The organism is Burkholderia sp. AcTa6-5 (genome assembly GCF_017815075.1).
GTDB classification, from domain to species: Bacteria; Pseudomonadota; Gammaproteobacteria; order Burkholderiales; family Burkholderiaceae; genus Burkholderia; species Burkholderia sola.
Map to the genome: position 1 here is coordinate 24,668 of NZ_JAGIQE010000028.1, position 19,130 is coordinate 43,797.

Here is a 19,130-nt window from a genome sequence, read left to right on the forward strand (position 1 = left end):
CGGCTTGGAAAAGGCATTCTAGCATGTGGGAAATGCCCGCCCGGCCGACCTTCCGCTCTAATCGGCAAGGCCGCGGCGGGCGCTCAGCGGCGGCAGGACGCGAGCGCGTCGCGGGCCTGGTACGCCGTATACGTGAGCTGCGCGGCGGCGAGGCCGGCCAGCCCGAACGTGCGCGTGAGCCCGAACGCGGCGAAGCCGTTCGGCACCGGACGCTCTCCCGCCAGCGCGGCGGCGAGTACCTCGCCGGCGACGGTGGTCGGCGCCATCCCGTGACCGCCGAATGCGATCGCGTGCCACACGCCGTCCGTGTCGCGGCCGATCTGCGGCATCTTGTGCCGCGCATAGCTCATCAGCCCACCCCACGCGTAGTCGACCTTCACGCCGTCCAGTTGCGGATACACGCGCAGCAGGTCGCGCCGCAGCAGGCGCGCGATCGCGTCGGGGCCGCGATCGAGCACGGAGATCCGGCCGCCCCACAGAATCCGCGTGTCCTTCAGCGGACGGTAGTAGTCGAACGCGAAACGCGTGTCGTAGATCGCGTACGGCGCGTCGATCGCGTCGGGCAGGCGCGTGCCGAGCGGTTCGGTCGCGATCACGTAGGTCGCGATCGGCAGCACCGCGCGCTCGATGCGCGGCGACACGCCGCGCGCGTAGCCGCCGCCGGCGAATACGACGTCCTTCGCACGCACCGCGCCCTGCGCCGTGCGCACGACGTAGCCGGCGCCGTCGCGCGCGATGCCGAGCGCGGCCGAGCGTTCGTACACGCGTGCGCCGCCGCGCGACGCGGCCGCCGCGACGCCGAGCACGTACTTCAGCGGATGAAAGTGGAATGCGTTCGGCTCGAACAGGCCGCCGTAATAGCGCTGCGTCTTCAGCCGCGCACGCAGCGCGTCGGTCGCGACCGGTTCCCAGTCGACGTTGAATTCCTGCTTCATCAGCGTGCGCACGCCGTCGAGCCGCGACGGATCGTCGAACCAGTTCGCGAGCATCACGCCTTCGTCGACGATGTCGCAGTCGATCCCGTAGCGGGCGATGCGCGCGCGGATCAGGTCGACCGCGTCGACGGTGAGCCGGTACAGCCGGCGCCCTTCGTCGCGGCCGAGCGTGCGCAGCAGGTCGGCGTTGTCGAGGCTGTAGCCGCCGAACACGAAGCCGCCGTTGCGGCCCGACGCGCCGAAGCCGACCCGTTCGCCGTCGAGCACGACGACGTCGTGCACGCCGCGCTCGACGAGGCCGAGCGCCGTGCACAGCCCGGCGAGGCCGCCGCCGACGATGCAGACCTGCGTATCGATCGTGTCGGTCAGTTGCGGGTAGGGCTGGCGGCTAACGGTGGCTTCGTAGAAGTTCTGCATGCGTGTTCGGTGACTCGTGACGGCGGAAAGGCGGACGGCGCGCGTCGATCTTGCCTGAACGCGCGCGCCGCGTCGAATGGGGATTTCAGCGCAGCGGCCGCCGCGAAGGGGCGGCTGCCGGCGCGTGACCGGGCGTCAGGCGCCCGGCGTCGGGTTGGCCGGACGGGCGACATAGGCCGGATAGCCGGCGTCGGCCTTTTCGGTCGCTTCATGCGTCGCGTTGCGTTCGATCCACGGCGCGATGTCCATGTCCTCGTAGCGCACCAGCCGGCATTTGCGCACGAGCGCGTAGCCGAGCCAGATCGCGAGGAAGAACGGCAGGCCGACGTAGGTCGCGGCGACGCCGGTCCAGTCGATCTTGTCGGCGAGGAACGCCTGATAGTCCTGGCCGAGCGCGACGGCCGCGCACAGCGCGAACGCGAACAGCGGGCCGAACGGGAACCACTTCGACCGGTACGGCAACTGGTCGAGCCGGTAGCCTTGTTTCAGGAAGCCTTTGCGGAACCGGTAGTGACTGACCGCGATGCCGAGCCACGTGATGAAGCCGGCCATGCCCGACGTGTTCAGCAGCCACAGGTAGACGGTCTTGTCGCCGTACAGCGACGTGAGGAAGCACAGTGCGCCGATCGCGGTGGTCGCATACAGCGCGTTGCGCGGCACGCCGCCCGGCGACAGCTTCGCGAACAGCTTCGGCGCGCGGCCTTCGACCGCGAGGTTGTAGAGCATGCGCGTCGACGCGTACATGCCCGAGTTGCCGGCCGACAGCACGGCCGTCAGGATCACCGCGTTCATCACGCCTGCGGCGAAGGCCAGCCCAGCGTGGCGGAACACGAGCGTGAACGGGCTCACGCCGATATCGGTCACGTCGCTCTTCAGCAGGCTCGGATCGGTGTACGGAACCAGCACGCCGATCACGAAGATCGCGAACACGTAGAACAGCAGGATGCGCCAGAAGATCTGGCTCACCGCGCGCGGAATCGTCGTGCGCGGATTCTCCGATTCGCCGGCCGCGACGCCGATCATCTCGGTGCCCTGGAACGAGAAGCCCGCGATCATCGCGACGCCGAGCATCGTCGCCCAGCCGCCGACGAACGGCGCGTCGCCGATCGTGAAGTTGCCCCAGCCGGCGCTCGGGCCGCCCTGCATGATTCCGAAGATCATCAGCAGGCCGACGCCGACGAATGCGAGCACCGTCAGCACCTTGATCAGCGCGAACCAGTATTCGGCCTCGCCGAAGCCACGCACCGACAGCGCGTTGAGCGCGAAGATCAGCGTGAGGAACAGCGCGCTCCACCAGACGCCCGGCACGTTCGGGAACCAGTAGTGCATCACGAGCTGCGCGGCGACGAGCTCCACCGCCAGCGTCACGGCCCAGCTGTACCAGTAGTTCCACCCGAGCGCGAAGCCGAAGCCTTCGTCGACGAACTTCGCGCCGTAGGTCGCGAACGAGCCCGATACCGGCATGAACGCGGCCATTTCGCCGAGGCTCGTCATCAGGAAATAGACCATCAGGCCGATCATCATGTACGCGAGCATCGCACCGCCGGGCCCGGCCTGCGAGATCGACGCGCCGGACGCGACGAACAGGCCCGTGCCGATCGAGCCGCCGATCGCGATCATTCGCAGATGGCGCGCCTGCAGCGCACGGTGGAGGGACGGCTTCGCGGGCGGCGAGCCGGACGGGCGGGACGAATCGGGGCGGGCGTCTGAATGCATGGCGGGCGCTGGGCGCTGTCTCCGGGATTGTTTTTCGGTGACGAAGCGCGACGCGTTGCCGGCCGTGGGCCGGGCAGCGGTGATGCGGTGCGAAGCGGGCCCGCTGACCCGGGCCGTGGTGCGTGTCGCGTTCGTCGGTCGTCCGGCGGCGGTCGTGGCGGCCGGCGGCGCGCCGGGTGCGTTGCACCTCGACGTCGCACCGATTGTGTGGGGTCCGATGCACGGGCGGCAAACGATATTTCCGCACAGGGTGATGCGGGATCGTCATCAACTTGCGTCGGGCCGGGACGCGTCCGCGTGCCCGTCCGCGGGCTTTGGAACCGTCTGATATCAGCGTAGGCGAAGGCGCGGCTGCGCGGCTGACTTCTTGCGTTTTGGGAATGAAGTCGTGAGTTAATATCAATAGCGGCCCGACTTGTGGCCATCGACAATGTGTTTCATGGATCGTGCCTCGCGAGGCTGGGGCGCGCCGTCCGGCCGGGCTTGCCGGCGGCGGCGCCGCGCGATGCGCCGGATGGCGCACCGGGCCCGCCGCGCGGCGCATCCGCTTGCACGAGGCGCTCGAACGCGCTCCAATCGAATCACGCGGGCGGCGCTGCCGCCGCACCGATCAATCTGTCCCTGAAGAGGAAGTGATGCAATTCAACGACATTCTTGCCGCGCTCGACATCGATCTCGCCCAGTGGAAAGGCAATGCGCTGACCGCGCGCTCGCCGCTCGACGGCGCGACGCTCGCGACGCTGGCCGTCGACACGCCCGCCGACGCCGAGCGCAAGATCGACGCCGCGCACGACGCGTTCCTCAAGTGGCGCACGGTGCCGGCGCCGGTGCGCGGCGAACTCGTGCGCGTGTTCGGCAACGTGCTGCGCGAGCACAAGGCCGAGCTGGGCCGCCTCGTCACGCTCGAAGCAGGCAAGATCACGTCGGAAGGGCTCGGCGAAGTGCAGGAAATGATCGACATCTGCGATTTCGCGGTCGGTCTGTCGCGCCAGCTTTACGGCCTCACGATCGCGTCCGAGCGCCCGGGCCACCGGATGATGGAAACGTGGCACCCGATCGGCGTGTGCGGCGTGATTTCGGCGTTCAATTTCCCGGTCGCGGTGTGGGCCTGGAATGCGGCGCTCGCGTTCGTGTGCGGCGATTCGGTCGTGTGGAAGCCGTCCGAGAAGACGCCGCTTACCGCGATCGCATGTCACGTGCTGCTCCAGAAGGCGCTCCGTGAGTTCGAGAAGACGCATCCGGGCGTCGCGCCGGCTGAGCTGAGCCAGCTGGTGCTCGGCATGCGCGATGTCGGCGAGGTGCTGACGGCGTCGAAGAAGGTGCCGGTCGTCAGCGCGACGGGCAGCGTGCGGATGGGCCAGGAAGTCGCGAAGGTGCTGAGCCAGCGCCTGGCGCGCGGCATCCTCGAACTCGGCGGCAACAACGGGATGATCGTCGCGCCGAGCGCGGATCTCGACCTCGTCGTGCGCGCGGTCACGTTCGCGGCGGTCGGCACGGCCGGCCAGCGCTGCACGACGCTGCGCCGCCTGATCGTGCATCGCAGCCTCGTCGAGCAACTGCTGCCGCGCATCGAGAAGGCCTACGCGTCGGTGAAGGTCGGCAACCCGCTCGAGGAAGGTACGCTGGTCGGCCCGCTAGTCGATCGTGCGTCGTTCGACGCGATGCAGAAAGCGCTGGCCGATGCACGCGAGCAGGGCGGCGAAGTGAAGGGCGGCGAGCGCATCGACGTCGGTCACGCGGATGCGTACTACGTGCGTCCGGCGATCGTGCGGATGCCGAAGCAATCCGCGGTGGTCGAGCGCGAGACGTTCGCACCGATTCTGTACGTGATGGTCTATGACGACTTCGAAGATGCGATCGACGTGCACAACGCGGTGCCGCAAGGCCTGTCGTCGGCGATCTTCACGAACGACATGCGCGAGGCCGAGCAGTTCATGTCGGCGGCCGGTAGCGATTGCGGGATCGTCAACGTGAACATCGGCACGAGCGGCGCGGAAATCGGCGGCGCGTTCGGCGGCGAGAAGGAAACGGGCGGCGGGCGTGAGTCGGGTTCGGACGCGTGGAAGGCGTATATGCGCCGGGCGACGAATACGATCAATTACAGCCGGCAACTGCCGCTGGCGCAGGGGGTGAAGTTCGACGTGTGAGGGCGGGCGCCCGGCCAGGGCGCATCGACGGTCGAATGAACAGGGCCGGTTGTCGCGAAAGCGGTAACCGGCCCTTGTCGTTTATTGCGAGGCGTGCGGCACGCCGATCGATCGCGAGCGTACCCGCTCGATGGCTTGCTTACGATTCGTGCGGCGTCGGACCATCGTTCGTCGGCATGTTCTGCACGACCAGCATCTGCGGGCTCGACAGCGTGATCGCCGCCGCGCGCAACTGCTTGAGGATCTCGAACAGCAGGTCGCTCTTCGTCGAACTCGCGATCCGCGGGCTCGACACGTAACCCGTCACGCTCAGCGTGATCCCGTCCGGCGCGAGCTGGCTGAACGTCACCGACGGCGCCGGTTTGTCGAGAATCGCCGGATGCTCGCGATACGCATCGAGCAGCAGGTCGCGCACCTGCTCGGGATCGGTGTTCAGCGGGAACGTCAGCACCAGCGTCGCGACGCCCTGCGTGCTGTTGCCCATCGTCACGTTGCGCACGTTCTGCGAGATCAGTTGCGAGTTCGGCACGATCACGGTCGAGCGGTCGCTGAGCTGAATCTCGGTCGCGCGCACGTTGATGCGGCGGATGTCGCCTTCGACGCCCGCGATGCTGACCATGTCGCCCACCTTCACCGGGCGCTCGGTCAGCAGGATCAGCCCCGACACGAAGTTCTTCACGATTTCCTGCAGGCCGAAACCGATACCCACCGACAACGCGCTGACGATCCACGCGAGATTGCTCCACCGGACGCCGAGCAGCCCGAGCGTCATCAGCACGAGCAGCACGTAACCGACGTTGGTGAACAGCGTGATCAGCGACACGCGCATGCCCGTATCCATGCCGAGCGCGGGCATGAACTCGCCGTCGAGCCAGCGGCGCAGCGAGCGCAGCAGGTAGAAGCCGATCGCGAAGCCGATCACGGCGTTGAAGATCCGGTCGGGCATGATGTTCAGGCTCTGCAGCCGCTGGCTGCCGATCATCGCGACCGCACTGTCGAGCAGGTCGCCCGGCGTCGTGCCGAAGCCGCCCGTCAGCAGCGCGATCGCCGCGATCAGCATCAGCAGGCTCGTGCCGAAGCCGGACAGGACCGTGCGCGCCTGGTCGAGGTGGCGATCTTCGAGCGCGAACAGATGCTTGATCTGCTGGCCCGTCGACAGGCTCGACGAGAACAGGCTTTCGCTCGCGTCGCGCGTCAACTGGATCAGGATGTAGGTCGCACACAGCACGATCTCGAACCACACGAGCTCGTATGTGATGAAGCGCGCGACCGTGATGTAACCGATCAGGAGTGCGATCAATGACGCGACGATCGCGAGCGTGACGCCGGCATGGATTAGCCCGGCAAGCGTCGAGCGCTGCTCGGGCGCCTCGCCTGCCGCCGCGAGGGCGCTGCGCGCACGGTTCGCGCGCAACAGCGACGCGCCGACCGTCAGCGCGACGACGAGCGACACGATGCCGCGGCCGAACAGCGTGACCGACAGGCTGGTGTCGACGATCCGGTTGATCGATTCGAGCGTGCCCGACACCAGCAGCAGCCCGGCCAGGACGGCGGGGAACGGCTTCATCGCGAGCGCGACGGGATCGGCGAGCGCGGGCAGGCGCCACGACGGATGCTTCGTGCAGAGCAGTGCGCGGCCGAGCCCGGCGATCAATGCGCAGGTCGCGGCGAGTTTCGCGAACTGGTCCCACAGATCGGTCAGCGACGGCGTGAGTTCGTAGTGGCGCGCGACGGCGAGGTAGAGGATCTGAATCGCGATGGCCGTCGCCAGGAAGGTCGACAGCGCGGTCGACAGCGCCAGCGCACTGCGGCGCAAGCGGGTGGGCGGCAGGCGGTTCAGCGCGATCCACGCGAGCCCGCGCTCGATGAGCCGGCGGCCGCCGAGCCATGCGGCGAACGCGGCGATCAGCAGCAGCGTGGTGATCGCCCGTTGTCCGGGCACCCACGACGAGCGCAGCATGTCGAACAGTTCGCCGTTGAAATCGTCGAGCCGCTGACGGTCGTCCGGCGACAGGTGGAACAGCGGCAGCCAGAACTGCGCGCTGAAGATGCTGCCCGAACGGAACGCGAGCTGGTTCTTCAGCAGGCTGCGGTGCAGCTTCGCGAACTGCTCGGTCAGGTTCGTGAGGCTCGTCTTCTGGTCGGCGGCCTGCTTCAGCGCCGCATCGATCTGCGTCTTGCGTGCGTCCAGCGCGGCCCGCTGCTTTGCGACGGCGGGCGTTTCCGGCGCGGCCCCCTCGGCCGGCGGCGGGCCCAGCACATCGAGTTGCGCCTGAACCTGCGCGCGTTGCGGCGTGAGATCGCTCTGCAGTTTCGCGACATCGGCGCTCAGCTCCTGCGCCGAGTCGTCGAGCCCGTCCAGCTCCTTGCTGTTGGACGCGGTCGACGTCTGCTGCTTGATGCGGTCCAGCTCGGCCTGCATCTGCTTGAGCTGCGCGACGGCGTCGGGCAGCGAGATGGCCGGCACGGTTGCGCCGACGCCGCTCGCGACGGGAGCGGAAGCGGCCGCCGGAAACGCCGACGCCGTCGCGATCGCCGCGAACTGCAGCAGCGCGATCAGCGCGATCCGGCGGGCGTACGTGGATAGTCGTTGTATGGACATGGAATGCTTACGATTTGCCGACAATGCCGGTTGCCGAAAGGCAGCCGGAAGCCGGTAGTTGGCCCGGTAGCATGTTACCGGGGCGCGGAGATGAACGACTTTCGAATCTGCTTCCGCGATGTCTGCGACGCGGGCATGGGCGACGGACCGGCGGAAGTCCTGTTTATCCCGTCGCATCGGGGCCGTGTCGATCGAGCCACGCCCCGGAAGGGCGCCGTTTTCAGCGTCGGGCGGCCGTTGTCACCGCGACAGACGGTTACGAAATTTACATAAAGTCGGTGCGACCGCGAGCCGCGATAAATGGGGTGCGAAGAACCGGGCGGCTACGGGGAAACCGGACCTTTCATTTTCCCGTCGCCCAATCGTCGGTACAATGCCGCGAGCCGTTGGCCGATCATCCGGGACACGAGAAGGCGAGGCCGTCGCCGCACGTCGAAAACCGAACAACCAGAAGAATCCTGAGAGCATGGCAGATCAAAAACTCCCTCCGGGCGCGGAGTATGAGCAGGCCACCCCGTGGTTGACCGATGTTCATCCGGACGACGTCGTCGCATCCGGCGAAGGCTTCAACGCGTGGCTGATCAGCGTGACGCATGGCTACGTGGACGTCGATCGACTGAAAACGGTCGCGAGCATGATTCCGGTGCTCAACAACCTGATGGCGCTGGCCGATGCGCTCACCGACATCGTCTCGATCATCCGCAAGCGCGGCGGCGAACTGCTCGACTATCTCGGACTCGCGATCAACCTGATCGGCGTGATTCCATTTCCGCCGGTACTGGCGCCCATGCGCCTCACGGCGCGGCCGCTTCTGGCGCTGATTCGCAATGAAATCCTGATTCACAAGCGCGACATCGGCGCCGCGCTCATATCGATCGTCGTCACGCATGTCCAGGCGTCATGCGCGACCGAGATCGAGGATTTCCTGACGAAGCTGCAGGCCGTGCTCAACGATGTGATCGATCACTGCGCGGCGAAAGCACGGGAGATCCTGACAAGTCTCGCGGACGGCATCGATGCAGTGTTGGCGGGGCAACTGTTCGATCCTGCGGAGAACGAGCGGCGGGCCGCCGAGTATCGTCAGCAGATGAAGAAGAGCGGATGGTTCAGCAAGGATCTGGTAACGGGGGCGTGGGGGTATCTGGCCGAGTCCAGGACGGCGCTCGTCAAGCGCGGCGCCAACGCCGCGACCAGCACGGCGACCGGGCTTATTTCGGAGGAATACGTCGCACCGATTCGCCAGATTGCCGTGTCCTTGCGCACGCTCGCTCCAGTGGTGGTCGGCAAGATCAACGAGCTGAAGGGCAGCGACGAAGGCAAGCTGATGTGGCTGCTGCTGAAGCTGGTCAATGCGTTGCGGCACAAGCGCGACGCGATGCGGGCCGCATCGATCAAATCGCAGGGCACGACGGAAGCGACGGCCCGGCGGCCGCAGGTGCCCGTTGCCGCGACGAAGAAGGAGGCGAGAGCGAAGGGCTCCGGTGTCGACCACTGCGAAGAGTGCGGGGTCGGCGCGTCGGGCGGTTCGATCAGCTACGCGTTCGGCGACGAGACGTTTTCTCATGCCGATTTCGAATTGCCGGGTGCGATGCCCGTCGTCTGGATACGCGTCTATCGGTCCCGGCTGGCCGGATACGATGCCGGCGAACTGGGCGCGCGCTGGCTCTCGCCGTACATGACGCGCATCGATGTTGGGGACGGCAAATGGATCTACAGCGATTCGACCGGCCGCAACATCGAATATCCGGCGCTCGCGGCAGGTGCGGTTCACGACGACCGCGTGGAAGGTGTGACACTGAGCCGGCTCGACGACACGTGGACGACGGTCGCGTACGGTCACGATTTGCTGCACGTGTACGAGAAGCGCGGCGATTCGTTCCGTCTCGCGTTGCAGAAGGATCGCGCGGGAAATACGATCGCGCTCGATTACGATGACGCGAATCGTCTGGCGCGGCTCGTCAGTTCGGCCGGCCATACGCTCGCGTTTCGCCACGACAGCCGCGGACGTATCGCAACGATCGAGCAGATCGTCGACGCGAACACGCGCACCACGCTTGCCCAATACCAGTACGACAAGAACGGCGATCTCGTGCGTGCGGCGGATCGTTACGGCAACGTGCGCCAGTATGCTTACGACCGTCATCTGATCACGCGCTATACCGATCGCACCGGCCGCGGCATGAACCTCGAGTGGGAAGGGGCGGAGCGCGACGACAACACGAATGCTCGGTGCGTGCGCGAATATGCCGACGACGGCAGCCACGACATTCGTCTCATGTGGCACCCCAACATCCGCCTGACCTATGTCACCGATGCACTGGGCAACGTCACGCGGTACTACTACAACATCCGCGGATACATGTACCGGATCGCGTATCCGGATGGCACCGAGGAGTGGATGCGGCGCGACCAGGACAACAACCTGGTCATGCATGTTCATCGCGACGGCGGCATCGAGGAGATGGACTACGACGCACGCGGGAACATGACGAAGCATTACCGCGTCGACGGGGCTGTGGTCGAGATGGGTTACGACGACCGCGATCAACTCGTTCGTCTCAAGGATCCCGAAGGCTATGTGTGGGAGCGCTCGTACGATGACGCGGGGAACCTGATCGTGCAGAAGGACCCGCTCGGGCACGAGACGAAGTATGCGTACAACGCCGCCGGGATGCCGGTCAAGATGGTCGATGCGAAGGGCGGTACGAAGGTACTTGTCTACGATGAAGCGGGACAATTGCTTCAGTACACCGACTGCTCGGGCAAGGTGACGAAGTGGCGCTACGATGCCGACGGGCGACTGGCGCAGTCGATCGATGCGGCTGGCAATGCCACGGTTTACCGGTACGGCCCGAATGGCGCGGTCAGCGAGATCTCGTCTCCGGCAGGCACCTATCGATATACGCACGATGCCGAAGGCCGTCTGCTGTCCCATACCGATCCGCTCGAGCGCATGACGCGTTTTTCATACGACGTCGCGGGGCGTGTGGCCAGCCGCGTCGATGCGCTCGGCTACACGCTCGCCTATCGTTACGATCGCCTCGGTCGCTTGACGGTGTTGACCGATGCGAATCGCGCGACCTACCAATTTCACTATGATCCAGCGGGGCGATTGCTGGAAGAGATCGGGTTCGACGGCAAGCGGACCACATACGGATACAGCGAGGGCACGCTGCAGCCGGTGAAGATCGACGAGGGCGGGCAGGTGACCGAACTCGAATTCGATCAGGCCGGCCGCATCGTATGCCGGACCTCGGGTGCGAGCAAGGAGCGATTCGCATACGACGCCAGCGGGCGACTCATCGAGGCGCTTAACAGCCACAGCCGGACGCAGATGTTTTTCGATTCGGTCGGCAATCTGGTGCGCGAACATCATGCTTATCGGCTGTTCGGTGAATCGCGCAGCTATGTGTGGCATCACGAATACGACGAAATCGGCACGCGGATCAAGACCGTCCGCCCCGATGGTCATGTGCTGGACTGGTTGATCTACGGGTCGGGTCACGTGCACGGGCTCGTGCTCGATGGTGAGGAGCGAATCCAGTTCGAGCGCGACGATTTGCATCGAGAAACCGGGCGGATGCTGTCGAGCAAGGTCGGGCAGCAGACGCAGTACGATCCGGCCGGACGAATCACCCGGCAGGCCATTCGGCGAGCGAATGCGCCTGCCGCATTGGCCGAGCGCCGGTATCGGTACGATGCCGTGGGGCAGCTCGAGCATATCGAGGACAGCCGCAAGGGGTTGATCAACTATCGTTATGACCCGGTTGGCCGCCTCATCGCGGCGATCGGGCCGCTCGGTACCGAGACTTTCGCCTTCGACCCGGCAAGCAACATCATTGACCCCGGTAGTCCCCGGCACGCTCGTACGCCGGGGGCCGTGAAAGCGAGTCCGGTTGTGCCGGACAGCGTGGACAGCACATTGCCGGCGGAAGTGCCGCGCGTGCTCGGGAATCTGTTGAAGGAATATGCGGGTACGCACTTCGAATACGATGCGCGCGGGAACCTGATCGGCAAGCGATCACCGGTGGGGCGGCAGGAATACGAGTGGGACGGATTCAACCGGTTGCATGTGGCGCGTGTCGAGGAGGCCGGGCGGCAGCATGAGGCGCGGTATTTCTACGATTCCTTCGGGCGCCGGATCGGCAAGGACGTGGATGGCGTGCGGACGGTGTTCGGGTGGGATGGCGATCAATTGGCGTACGAAAGCAACGAGACCGGTGCGACGCAGTACGTTTACGAGCCGGAAACGTTCGTTCCGCTTGCGCAATATGTGACGGCGCAACCGGTCGCGGGGATCCAGACGCCGGTGTGGCAGGAGGGCGAGCCGTACGTGCCGGAGAAGGACCCGCTGCAACGTGTGCCGGAAAGACAGTCGGACGCGCATTTGTTCTATTACCACTGCGACCAGATTGGGACGCCGTTGCTGATGACGGACGAGGTGGGGGAGGTGGTGTGGGAGGCGTCGTATCGGGCCTGGGGCGAAGCGCGGGAAGTGATCGCGCGGGTGTCGAAGGCGGCGGGCGTGGAGCCGAGGAACCCGATTCGGTTCCAGGGGCAGCAGGAGGATGCGGAGACGGGGCTGAGGTATAACCGGTATCGGTACTATGATCCGAGTAGCGGGCGGTTCGTATCCAAAGATCCGATCGGGCTGCTGGGTGGAGTGAATTCTTACCAATACGCGACAAACCCGATCGCCTGGATTGACCCACTTGGTTTGGCGTGCCGCCGGCCGGGCGGCTATCGCGTGAATGACGCAGATCAACACGGCAACCTTAGCCCCAACGCGAATCGTGCGCCAGGTAACACGAATACGGTTGCCGACGGGCTGGTGCAGTCGCATCATCCGATTCAGCAGGAATGGGCGAAGCAACAGGTGTTTCCTAACGGGACCTATAGTTCACGAGCTGCGCCGGCGGTTTTGCTGCCGAGCACTTCGGGCTCCGTCCATGCCCAAATCTCCGGTATGCAGCGGGCATTCCGAAATCAAAACGGCTTCAATACGGATGTACAGACTGAGTTTAACGAGGCCGCTCGGCAGATGAGGGCGGCCGGTGTTCCAGAAAGTGTCGTGAGACGAGCGATACGGCAAAATTACAAGTATTTCGATTGTTTGGGAGCTTTCAATGCTAAATAAAGCGTATCTTAGCCAACATTTCGAACTGAGAACTCCAGCGACCTCTAGTCAGATTCATGATGCGGAGACGAAGATTGGGTTGTCTTTTCCTAAAGAATACGTTGACCTTCTTCAAATCACCAACGGGCTAAATTCGATGGGCTGCTTGGCTCTGCACGAGATAGAAATTTTGCCAGAACGGAATGTCGATTATGAAGTCCAGAAATACCTCCCGGGATATTTCATGATTGGGGATGATAGTGGTGGTCAAGCAATTTTGATCAATTCCAGCGGAGAGGTATTTGAAGTAGGAATGGGGGTGATGAACCCGAAATTTCTGGAGAGATCAGCAGACTCACTGACCGATTTGTTGGTGAATCTCAAAGGCTTGACGCTTGGCGAAAGATGAACTCTAGGCCGCCTGCTTGAAGTCGTTGATCAGTCATGATCCGATAAGGCTACTGAAGGCAGAACCATCGACCATGGGCGTGTCCGACCTGAGCGGGGAAGTATGACGAAAATCTGGACCACGGAGGCGGACTATCCGGAAAGTCGGATGGCACTCTACGACGAGGCAAAAAATGGGGTGGATCGCTTCGAGTTGCAGGAGGCAAAGCGCCTCGCAAGACTCGATCCCTTATTATTCGAGCTTCCCAAGAAAGGGCTGTCAAAGATTCGAGACTACGGCGTCATCTGGTCAGACATCTTGATTCCGCTCGTAAGTGAAGCGGTGCGTGTTGCGATTGAAGAACTGGCGAATGACGATGATGTTCAGTTCATCCCAGCTGTCGTTAGATCGAACGGAGAGGCGATTGATGGCCCGTACTTTCTTCTCAACCCGACTAGGAAAGTTGACGTGGTTGATCACGATGCTTCAGAGCCGATAATGGTGAAAGTCTCGGGATTTCCTGACGCTAAGGTCGGTTTCAAAAAGATGGTCTTGCGCCCCGATTTCCCAGCCAATGGCATTGGCCGGCAATACGACTCCCCGACATACATTGTCGTCGGCGATCAATTGGCCGATGCTGTTTTGCGTGCCACGAAGAAAGGAGTGAGATTCACTACTGGTATCCCACCGGTCAGTTGATGCCGAACTGACCGGCAGTGCCCGGACGGTTCCACCTGAGCCACAACCTGATGCAGCACGGAAAGGCGCCCCTCTCGTTCCAGGGGCAGCAGGAAGGATGCGGAGACGGGGCTGAGGTATAACCGGTATCGGTACTATGATCCTGTTCTTGGGTGCTTTGTCAGTAGGGATCCGATTGGTCTGGCGGGTGGGTTAAATGCGTATCAATATGCGCCCAATCCTATCGAGTGGATCGATCCGTTGGGACTTAGGTGCGACGGCCCGGCAGAGAAGCTCGCACGTAAGCTGCGCGCGCTCCAAAAGGTACAGGGAAGCGCGGTCAGCACACGACAACTCCCTGACGGGAGAATCAGGTATTACGATGCCGAAGCCCCTGCTCTAAAGCCGGGGCCTACGCGCGGACGTTCGCACGTAACCGAATGGAATCCGGGAACCGGCCAAGTTCGGTCGTGGGAGGAGACATACATCAGGCTGGCGAGGTCAACCGAGTTCATCCCAAGATGAACAGTGGCGAGGTACTAGACTTGCCTCACTATCCGCCGACAAAAGCGGATATTGATCAAGGTAAGGCTACGGCCTCTGGTCGAGCAACGTCGAGATGCCCATAAGGAAACGCAATCATGTCTGAAATGAAAGAACGGTTTCTCAATGATCTGAATTCCCTCATCAAGCTGGAGGGTTATTCTCCAGATAAGGTCGCGCGCTACGCGTACGAGTTTTATCTGGACCATTCTTTTGATGATCCTCGTCTAGAACATGTGGTGAATTTTCTGAAAGGAATGGATGCGGGGCCTGAGTTTGAATTATCGGAGGCGGAGCTGAAAGATTTTTTGATTAAGGAGTTATAAAAGAGGGGTGCTGAAAGGGTGGTCATAGTTCGTGATTTGATCGCGGCTTGAGCAATATCTGGATGCGGTTTGTGAAGATGCAAGTAGGAATAGTTGGAAGGCGGTCGATCAGGAGCTCCTGAATCTAGGCGTTGTTCGGAATTATGGACTTGATGAGTTTTATATAACGTATCGGGGTGCGTCGATTGCGTTGAAGTACGACTGGGTTCGTGTGGAGGGAATCACATATGGAAACCTGGGTGTCGCGTACTTTTATCGATATTCACCTAATTCCATCAAATGGTTCTATCCACTGCGACTTGGGTGCGACACCTAGCGGAGCGATCACACGTTTCACGTACTGCCGATGATCCGAGTCGATATAATACAGCAATGCAGGAGATGGTTGCACTTGCGAAATGTCGCGGCTTGTTGAAAAAGTGAGGTGTGAGAATGCCGGATGGTTTCAATTTCGATCGCTGGCGTGAACGCTTGTACGCATGTGAAGACTTCGTCGACGAGAGCAAGTCCGATGAATTCTTGAATCTATTGATCGAGGCCGAGAAAAATATGACCTACGAGGTCGCGGTGGAGCTTCTCAGGTCCTTTTCTGATGCGGACGATTTCGGTATTCAAGAGTGCACGCGCAATATACTTGAGGCCGCTGATCGTCACATATTTTATCCGGCCCTCGTGCAAGAGTTGGGCGGGGTGATTGATCGATCTCCTGAAAATCAATGGGCTGTCACTTTGCTTGGAATAGAATTTGATTATGGGGATTTCGGGTTGCTGCTGAGGTATGTGAATAAGGCCCCCGAGAGCGTAAGATGTACGGTTATTTCGTTTATCAAATCGGAAGAGTTCTTGTCTGAGTATCCGGGAGTTTCGAAATATTTGACCGGGATGTAAGTGGTGTGCCGTGAGGGCAGGGCCGAGATGAACCAGTGCTCGTTTAGACATTCATCGCGAAACCGCCCGTTGAACCGCTCCGAAGACATTCGGCCCGCCCCGCCCATCACCCGATTGATGTGCTCGCACACGCGCTTCGCTAAAATGCGCGAAGCCGCTCGCCAGTTCCCCTCTGCTGGCGCTAACGACAATCAAGAATCCGGAGACTCGCCACCATGGCATCCACCCAGCCCGACCCGCTCACGGCAGCAGGCGCCGCGCGCCCCGCCGCGATCGACCCCGGCTCCATCTCGGCCCGTCTCGACCGCCTGCCGCCGACGCGCAGCGTCTGGAAGCTCGTCGTGCTGCTGAGCCTCGGCTTCTTCTTCGAGCTCTACGACCTGCTGTACAGCGGCTACGTCGCGCCCGGCCTCGTGAAAAGCGGCATCCTGTCCGCGACGACGCACGGCCTGTTCGGCACCACGGGCGTAGCGAGCTTCATCGCCGCGCTGTTCTCGGGACTCTTCATCGGCACGATCGCGTGCGGCTTCCTCGCCGACCGCTTCGGCCGTCGCGCGATCTTCACGTGGTCGCTGCTGTGGTACACGGCCGCCAACGTCGTGATGGCGTTCCAGGACACGGCCACAGGTCTGAACTTCTGGCGCTTCGTCGTCGGTCTCGGCCTCGGCGTCGAGATGGTCACGATCGGCACGTACATCTCCGAACTCGTGCCGAAGCAGATCCGCGGCCGTGCGTTCGCGTGCGAGCAGGCAGTGGGGTTCGTCGCGGTGCCGGTGGTCGCGTTCCTCGCTTATCTGCTCGTGCCGCACGCGCCGTTCGGCCTCGACGGCTGGCGTTGGGTCGTGCTGATCGGCGCGCATGGCGCGCTGTTCGTGTGGTGGATACGCCGTGAACTGCCCGAAAGCCCGCGCTGGCTCGCGCAGCAGGGCCGGGTCGACGAAGCCGACCGCATCATGCGCGCGCTCGAGGCGAAGGTCGAGGCCGAATACGGGCGGCCGCTGCCGCCGCCCGCGCCGGCCGAACCCGTGCCGCCGCGCGGCAGCTTCCGCGACATGTGGGTGCCGCCGTATCGCAGCCGCACGATCATGATGACGATCTTCAACGTGTTCCAGACGGTCGGCTTCTACGGCTTCGCGAACTGGGTGCCGACGCTGCTGATCAAGCAGGGCATCACGATCACGTCGAGCCTGATGTATTCGAGCGTGATCGCGCTCGCGGCGCCGATCGGCCCGCTGATCGGCCTCGTGATCGCCGACCGCTTCGAGCGCAAGTCGGTGATCGTCGCGATGGCGGCGGCGATCGTCGTCTGCGGGCTGCTGTTCAGCCAAACGACGGTGGGCGCGTTCCTGATCGTGCTCGGCATCGGCCTCACGCTCGCGAGCAACATCATGTCGTACAGCTTCCACGCGTACCAAGCCGAGTTGTTCCCGACGTCGATTCGCGCGCGGGCCGTCGGCTTCGTCTATTCGTGGAGCCGCTTCTCGGCGATCTTCTCGTCGTTCATGATCGCCGCCGTACTGCGCGGTTTCGGCACGTTCGGCGTGTTCGCGTTCATCGCGGGCGCGATGGTGATCGTGATGGCCGCGATCGGGGGGATGGGGCCGCGCACGAAGGGCATCGCACTCGAAACCATCTCGAAGTAGTCGGCATCTGCGCATGCGTGTCGCACGGTTCGTGCGGCATGCGTGCGGTGCGGTTGCGTTCCGGTGTTCGCCATCGTCGAAATGATTTGGTATGCAAATCAAATGCGAGGCGATATCGGAACCGAATGAAACACGCAAGCGCGCCGAAAACATCCAACACGCCAGCCTGCCACGCAACGAAAGCTCAAGCGGCAGCGAGTTGAAACAAAGCGTGACGAAGCGCAATTACACGTAAAAGCGCGCTTCCGGTCGCTGCCGATTCGCGTATCGACGAGTAGAATGAAGGGCCTGACGACTCATTATCCGCCATCGGAGCGCCCGCGTTGCACAGCGACGGCTCCGCCGCGAAGAGGCGTCGGCGCCGGGCGCGCACGATGCGCCGGACGTGTCGATGGCTTGCGCGGAAGATGCGCCGCTCGCACCAGCAGCATGCGGCGGCCGGATCGGCCGATGGCTTCGAACGTATGATTCTTGCCCCTCTGGCGCGGCGCTTTGCGAAGCCGCGTTGCCTCGAACGTGCAGCCGCCGCATACGTGTCGCTCGCTGTCGCGATGTCGATTTCCGTTCTCGCCGAGCAGCCTGCCTTTGCCGCGTCCGACGCTGCGCCGTCTTCGTCCACTGCGTTGCCGGCTTCAGCGGCGTCCCGCACGCCGCCGGCTTCATCTGCGCATGCAGTGTCGGGCGCATCGGCTGCCGCGCCAACATCCGCCGCGTCACACGCGAATCACGCGGAATCCGCGAGCGCAACATCGGGGGCATCCGCGGCTTCCGCCGCGTCGGCCGCCGCGCCCGCATCGGCCGCATCCGGCACGCCCGCCAGCGAGGCCGAGCCGCCTCCACCCACTCCGCCGCGCCGGCATCCGCCGCTGTCGGTCGAGGAGGCGCAAAACGCGACGACCCGTGCGCTCGACATGCGCAAGCGCTTCACGCAGGAAGTCACGCGACGTCTGAACGTGCCAGCGAACGAACAGCGCGCGTACGGGGACCGCCTTCAGAAAGCGCTCGCCGATGCGGATCTCGGCGATCTCGCCGGCGAATACGTCGTAATGGTCGATCGCGCGCCGAACGTGCAGGCGCTGTTCATCTATTTCCGCGCGACGCCGGCCAATGCGTGGTTGATGATTGGCGCATCGCCGGTCGGCACCGGGCTGCCGGGCCAGTACGACCATTTCCTGACACCGCTCGGCGTGTTTCATCACTCGCCCGACACGATGGATTTCCGCGCGGAAGGCACGACGAACGAGAACGGTATTCGCGGCTACGGCCACCGCGACATGCGCATCTACGACTTCGGCTGGGTGGATGGCGAGCGCGGCTGGGGCAAGGGTGGCGTGTCGCCGATGCGCTTCCAGATGCATGCGACCGACCCCGATCGGCTCGAAGCGCTGCTCGGCATCCGGCATTCGAAAGGCTGCGTGCGGATTCCCGCTTCGCTGAACACGTTCCTCGACCAGCACGGCCTGCTCGACGACGACTATCAGGCACGCGTCGAGGCCGGCAAGTCGTTGTGGGTGCTGCGTCGCGATCGCGACGTCACGCCGATCGCGGGCCGCTACCTGGTCGTGATCGATAGCGCCCGCAAGACTCGCCCGGCCTGGTCACCGATGCCGGGGCGCGGCGCGTGGTCGAAGCTGCCGAAGGGCGGCGACACGGCGGACTGAGCGCCGGTTCACCGACAGCGGAATGCGCGAGGATGAGAATAAATCCGTTTTATTGACATATAAGGAAAGC

Annotated in this window: 12 protein-coding genes; 9 read left to right on the forward strand and 3 right to left on the reverse strand. The window is 63.5% G+C overall.

Features of this window, described 5'->3' with window-relative positions; translation table 11 throughout:
* Window positions 1-83: 83 nt before the first annotated feature.
* Together J8I33_RS28715 and J8I33_RS28720 are read right to left on the reverse strand one after the other, a co-directional pair.
* Window positions 84-1,352: an FAD-binding oxidoreductase gene (locus J8I33_RS28715; RefSeq protein ID WP_176016384.1), complete on the reverse strand. Its 1,269-nt coding sequence runs from the start codon at window positions 1,350-1,352 to the stop codon at window positions 84-86.
* Between the two features lie 135 nt (window positions 1,353-1,487).
* Complete coding sequence (locus J8I33_RS28720) at window positions 1,488-2,972, reverse strand: amino acid permease (RefSeq protein ID WP_348636033.1); 1,485 nt, start codon at window positions 2,970-2,972, stop codon at window positions 1,488-1,490.
* A 731-nt stretch (window positions 2,973-3,703) separates the two neighbouring features.
* Here J8I33_RS28720 and J8I33_RS28725 point away from each other — a divergent pair.
* Window positions 3,704-5,215, forward strand: coding sequence for an aldehyde dehydrogenase family protein (locus J8I33_RS28725; protein ID WP_124631666.1), 1,512 nt, complete (start codon window positions 3,704-3,706; stop codon window positions 5,213-5,215).
* 139 nt (window positions 5,216-5,354) lie between these two features.
* On the opposite strand, the gene J8I33_RS28730 is transcribed toward J8I33_RS28725, so the two are convergent.
* A complete protein-coding gene (locus J8I33_RS28730) occupies window positions 5,355-7,817 on the reverse strand; it encodes a DUF3772 domain-containing protein (protein WP_209939557.1) in 2,463 nt (820 codons plus the stop codon).
* A 466-nt stretch (window positions 7,818-8,283) separates the two neighbouring features.
* On the opposite strand from J8I33_RS28730, the gene J8I33_RS28735 reads away from it, so the two are divergent.
* The 8 genes from J8I33_RS28735 to J8I33_RS28770 all read left to right on the forward strand — a co-directional run bounded on the left by J8I33_RS28735 (window position 8,284) and on the right by J8I33_RS28770 (window position 19,060).
* Window positions 8,284-12,954: an RHS repeat-associated core domain-containing protein gene (locus tag J8I33_RS28735; RefSeq protein WP_209939558.1), complete on the forward strand. Its 4,671-nt coding sequence runs from the start codon at window positions 8,284-8,286 to the stop codon at window positions 12,952-12,954.
* Window positions 12,944-13,342: an SMI1/KNR4 family protein gene (locus J8I33_RS28740; RefSeq protein WP_209928853.1), complete on the forward strand. Its 399-nt coding sequence runs from the start codon at window positions 12,944-12,946 to the stop codon at window positions 13,340-13,342. Before J8I33_RS28735 ends, J8I33_RS28740 begins: the two co-directional genes overlap by 11 nt.
* Window positions 13,343-13,489: 147 nt before the next feature.
* On the forward strand, window positions 13,490-14,020 hold the full coding sequence (locus tag J8I33_RS28745) for a DUF1629 domain-containing protein (RefSeq protein WP_235356268.1): 531 nt from the start codon (window positions 13,490-13,492) through the stop codon (window positions 14,018-14,020).
* A 111-nt stretch (window positions 14,021-14,131) separates the two neighbouring features.
* Window positions 14,132-14,524, forward strand: a complete 393-nt coding sequence (locus J8I33_RS28750) for an RHS repeat-associated core domain-containing protein (RefSeq protein WP_209928873.1) — start codon at window positions 14,132-14,134, stop codon at window positions 14,522-14,524.
* A gap of 116 nt (window positions 14,525-14,640) precedes the next feature.
* Window positions 14,641-14,868: a hypothetical protein gene (locus tag J8I33_RS28755; protein ID WP_124681250.1), complete on the forward strand. Its 228-nt coding sequence runs from the start codon at window positions 14,641-14,643 to the stop codon at window positions 14,866-14,868.
* Window positions 14,869-15,300: 432 nt separating this feature from the next.
* The gene (locus J8I33_RS28760; RefSeq protein ID WP_209928854.1) at window positions 15,301-15,756 is read left to right on the forward strand and encodes a hypothetical protein; all 456 of its coding nucleotides are present in this window, start codon (window positions 15,301-15,303) and stop codon (window positions 15,754-15,756) included.
* Window positions 15,757-15,971: 215 nt separating this feature from the next.
* Window positions 15,972-17,399 carry an MFS transporter gene (locus tag J8I33_RS28765; RefSeq protein ID WP_209939559.1) on the forward strand — a complete coding sequence of 476 codons (1,428 nt, stop codon included), beginning with the start codon at window positions 15,972-15,974 and terminating at the stop codon, window positions 17,397-17,399.
* A gap of 374 nt (window positions 17,400-17,773) precedes the next feature.
* Window positions 17,774-19,060: a L,D-transpeptidase gene (locus J8I33_RS28770; RefSeq protein WP_209939560.1), complete on the forward strand. Its 1,287-nt coding sequence runs from the start codon at window positions 17,774-17,776 to the stop codon at window positions 19,058-19,060.
* Window positions 19,061-19,130: the final 70 nt, after the last annotated feature.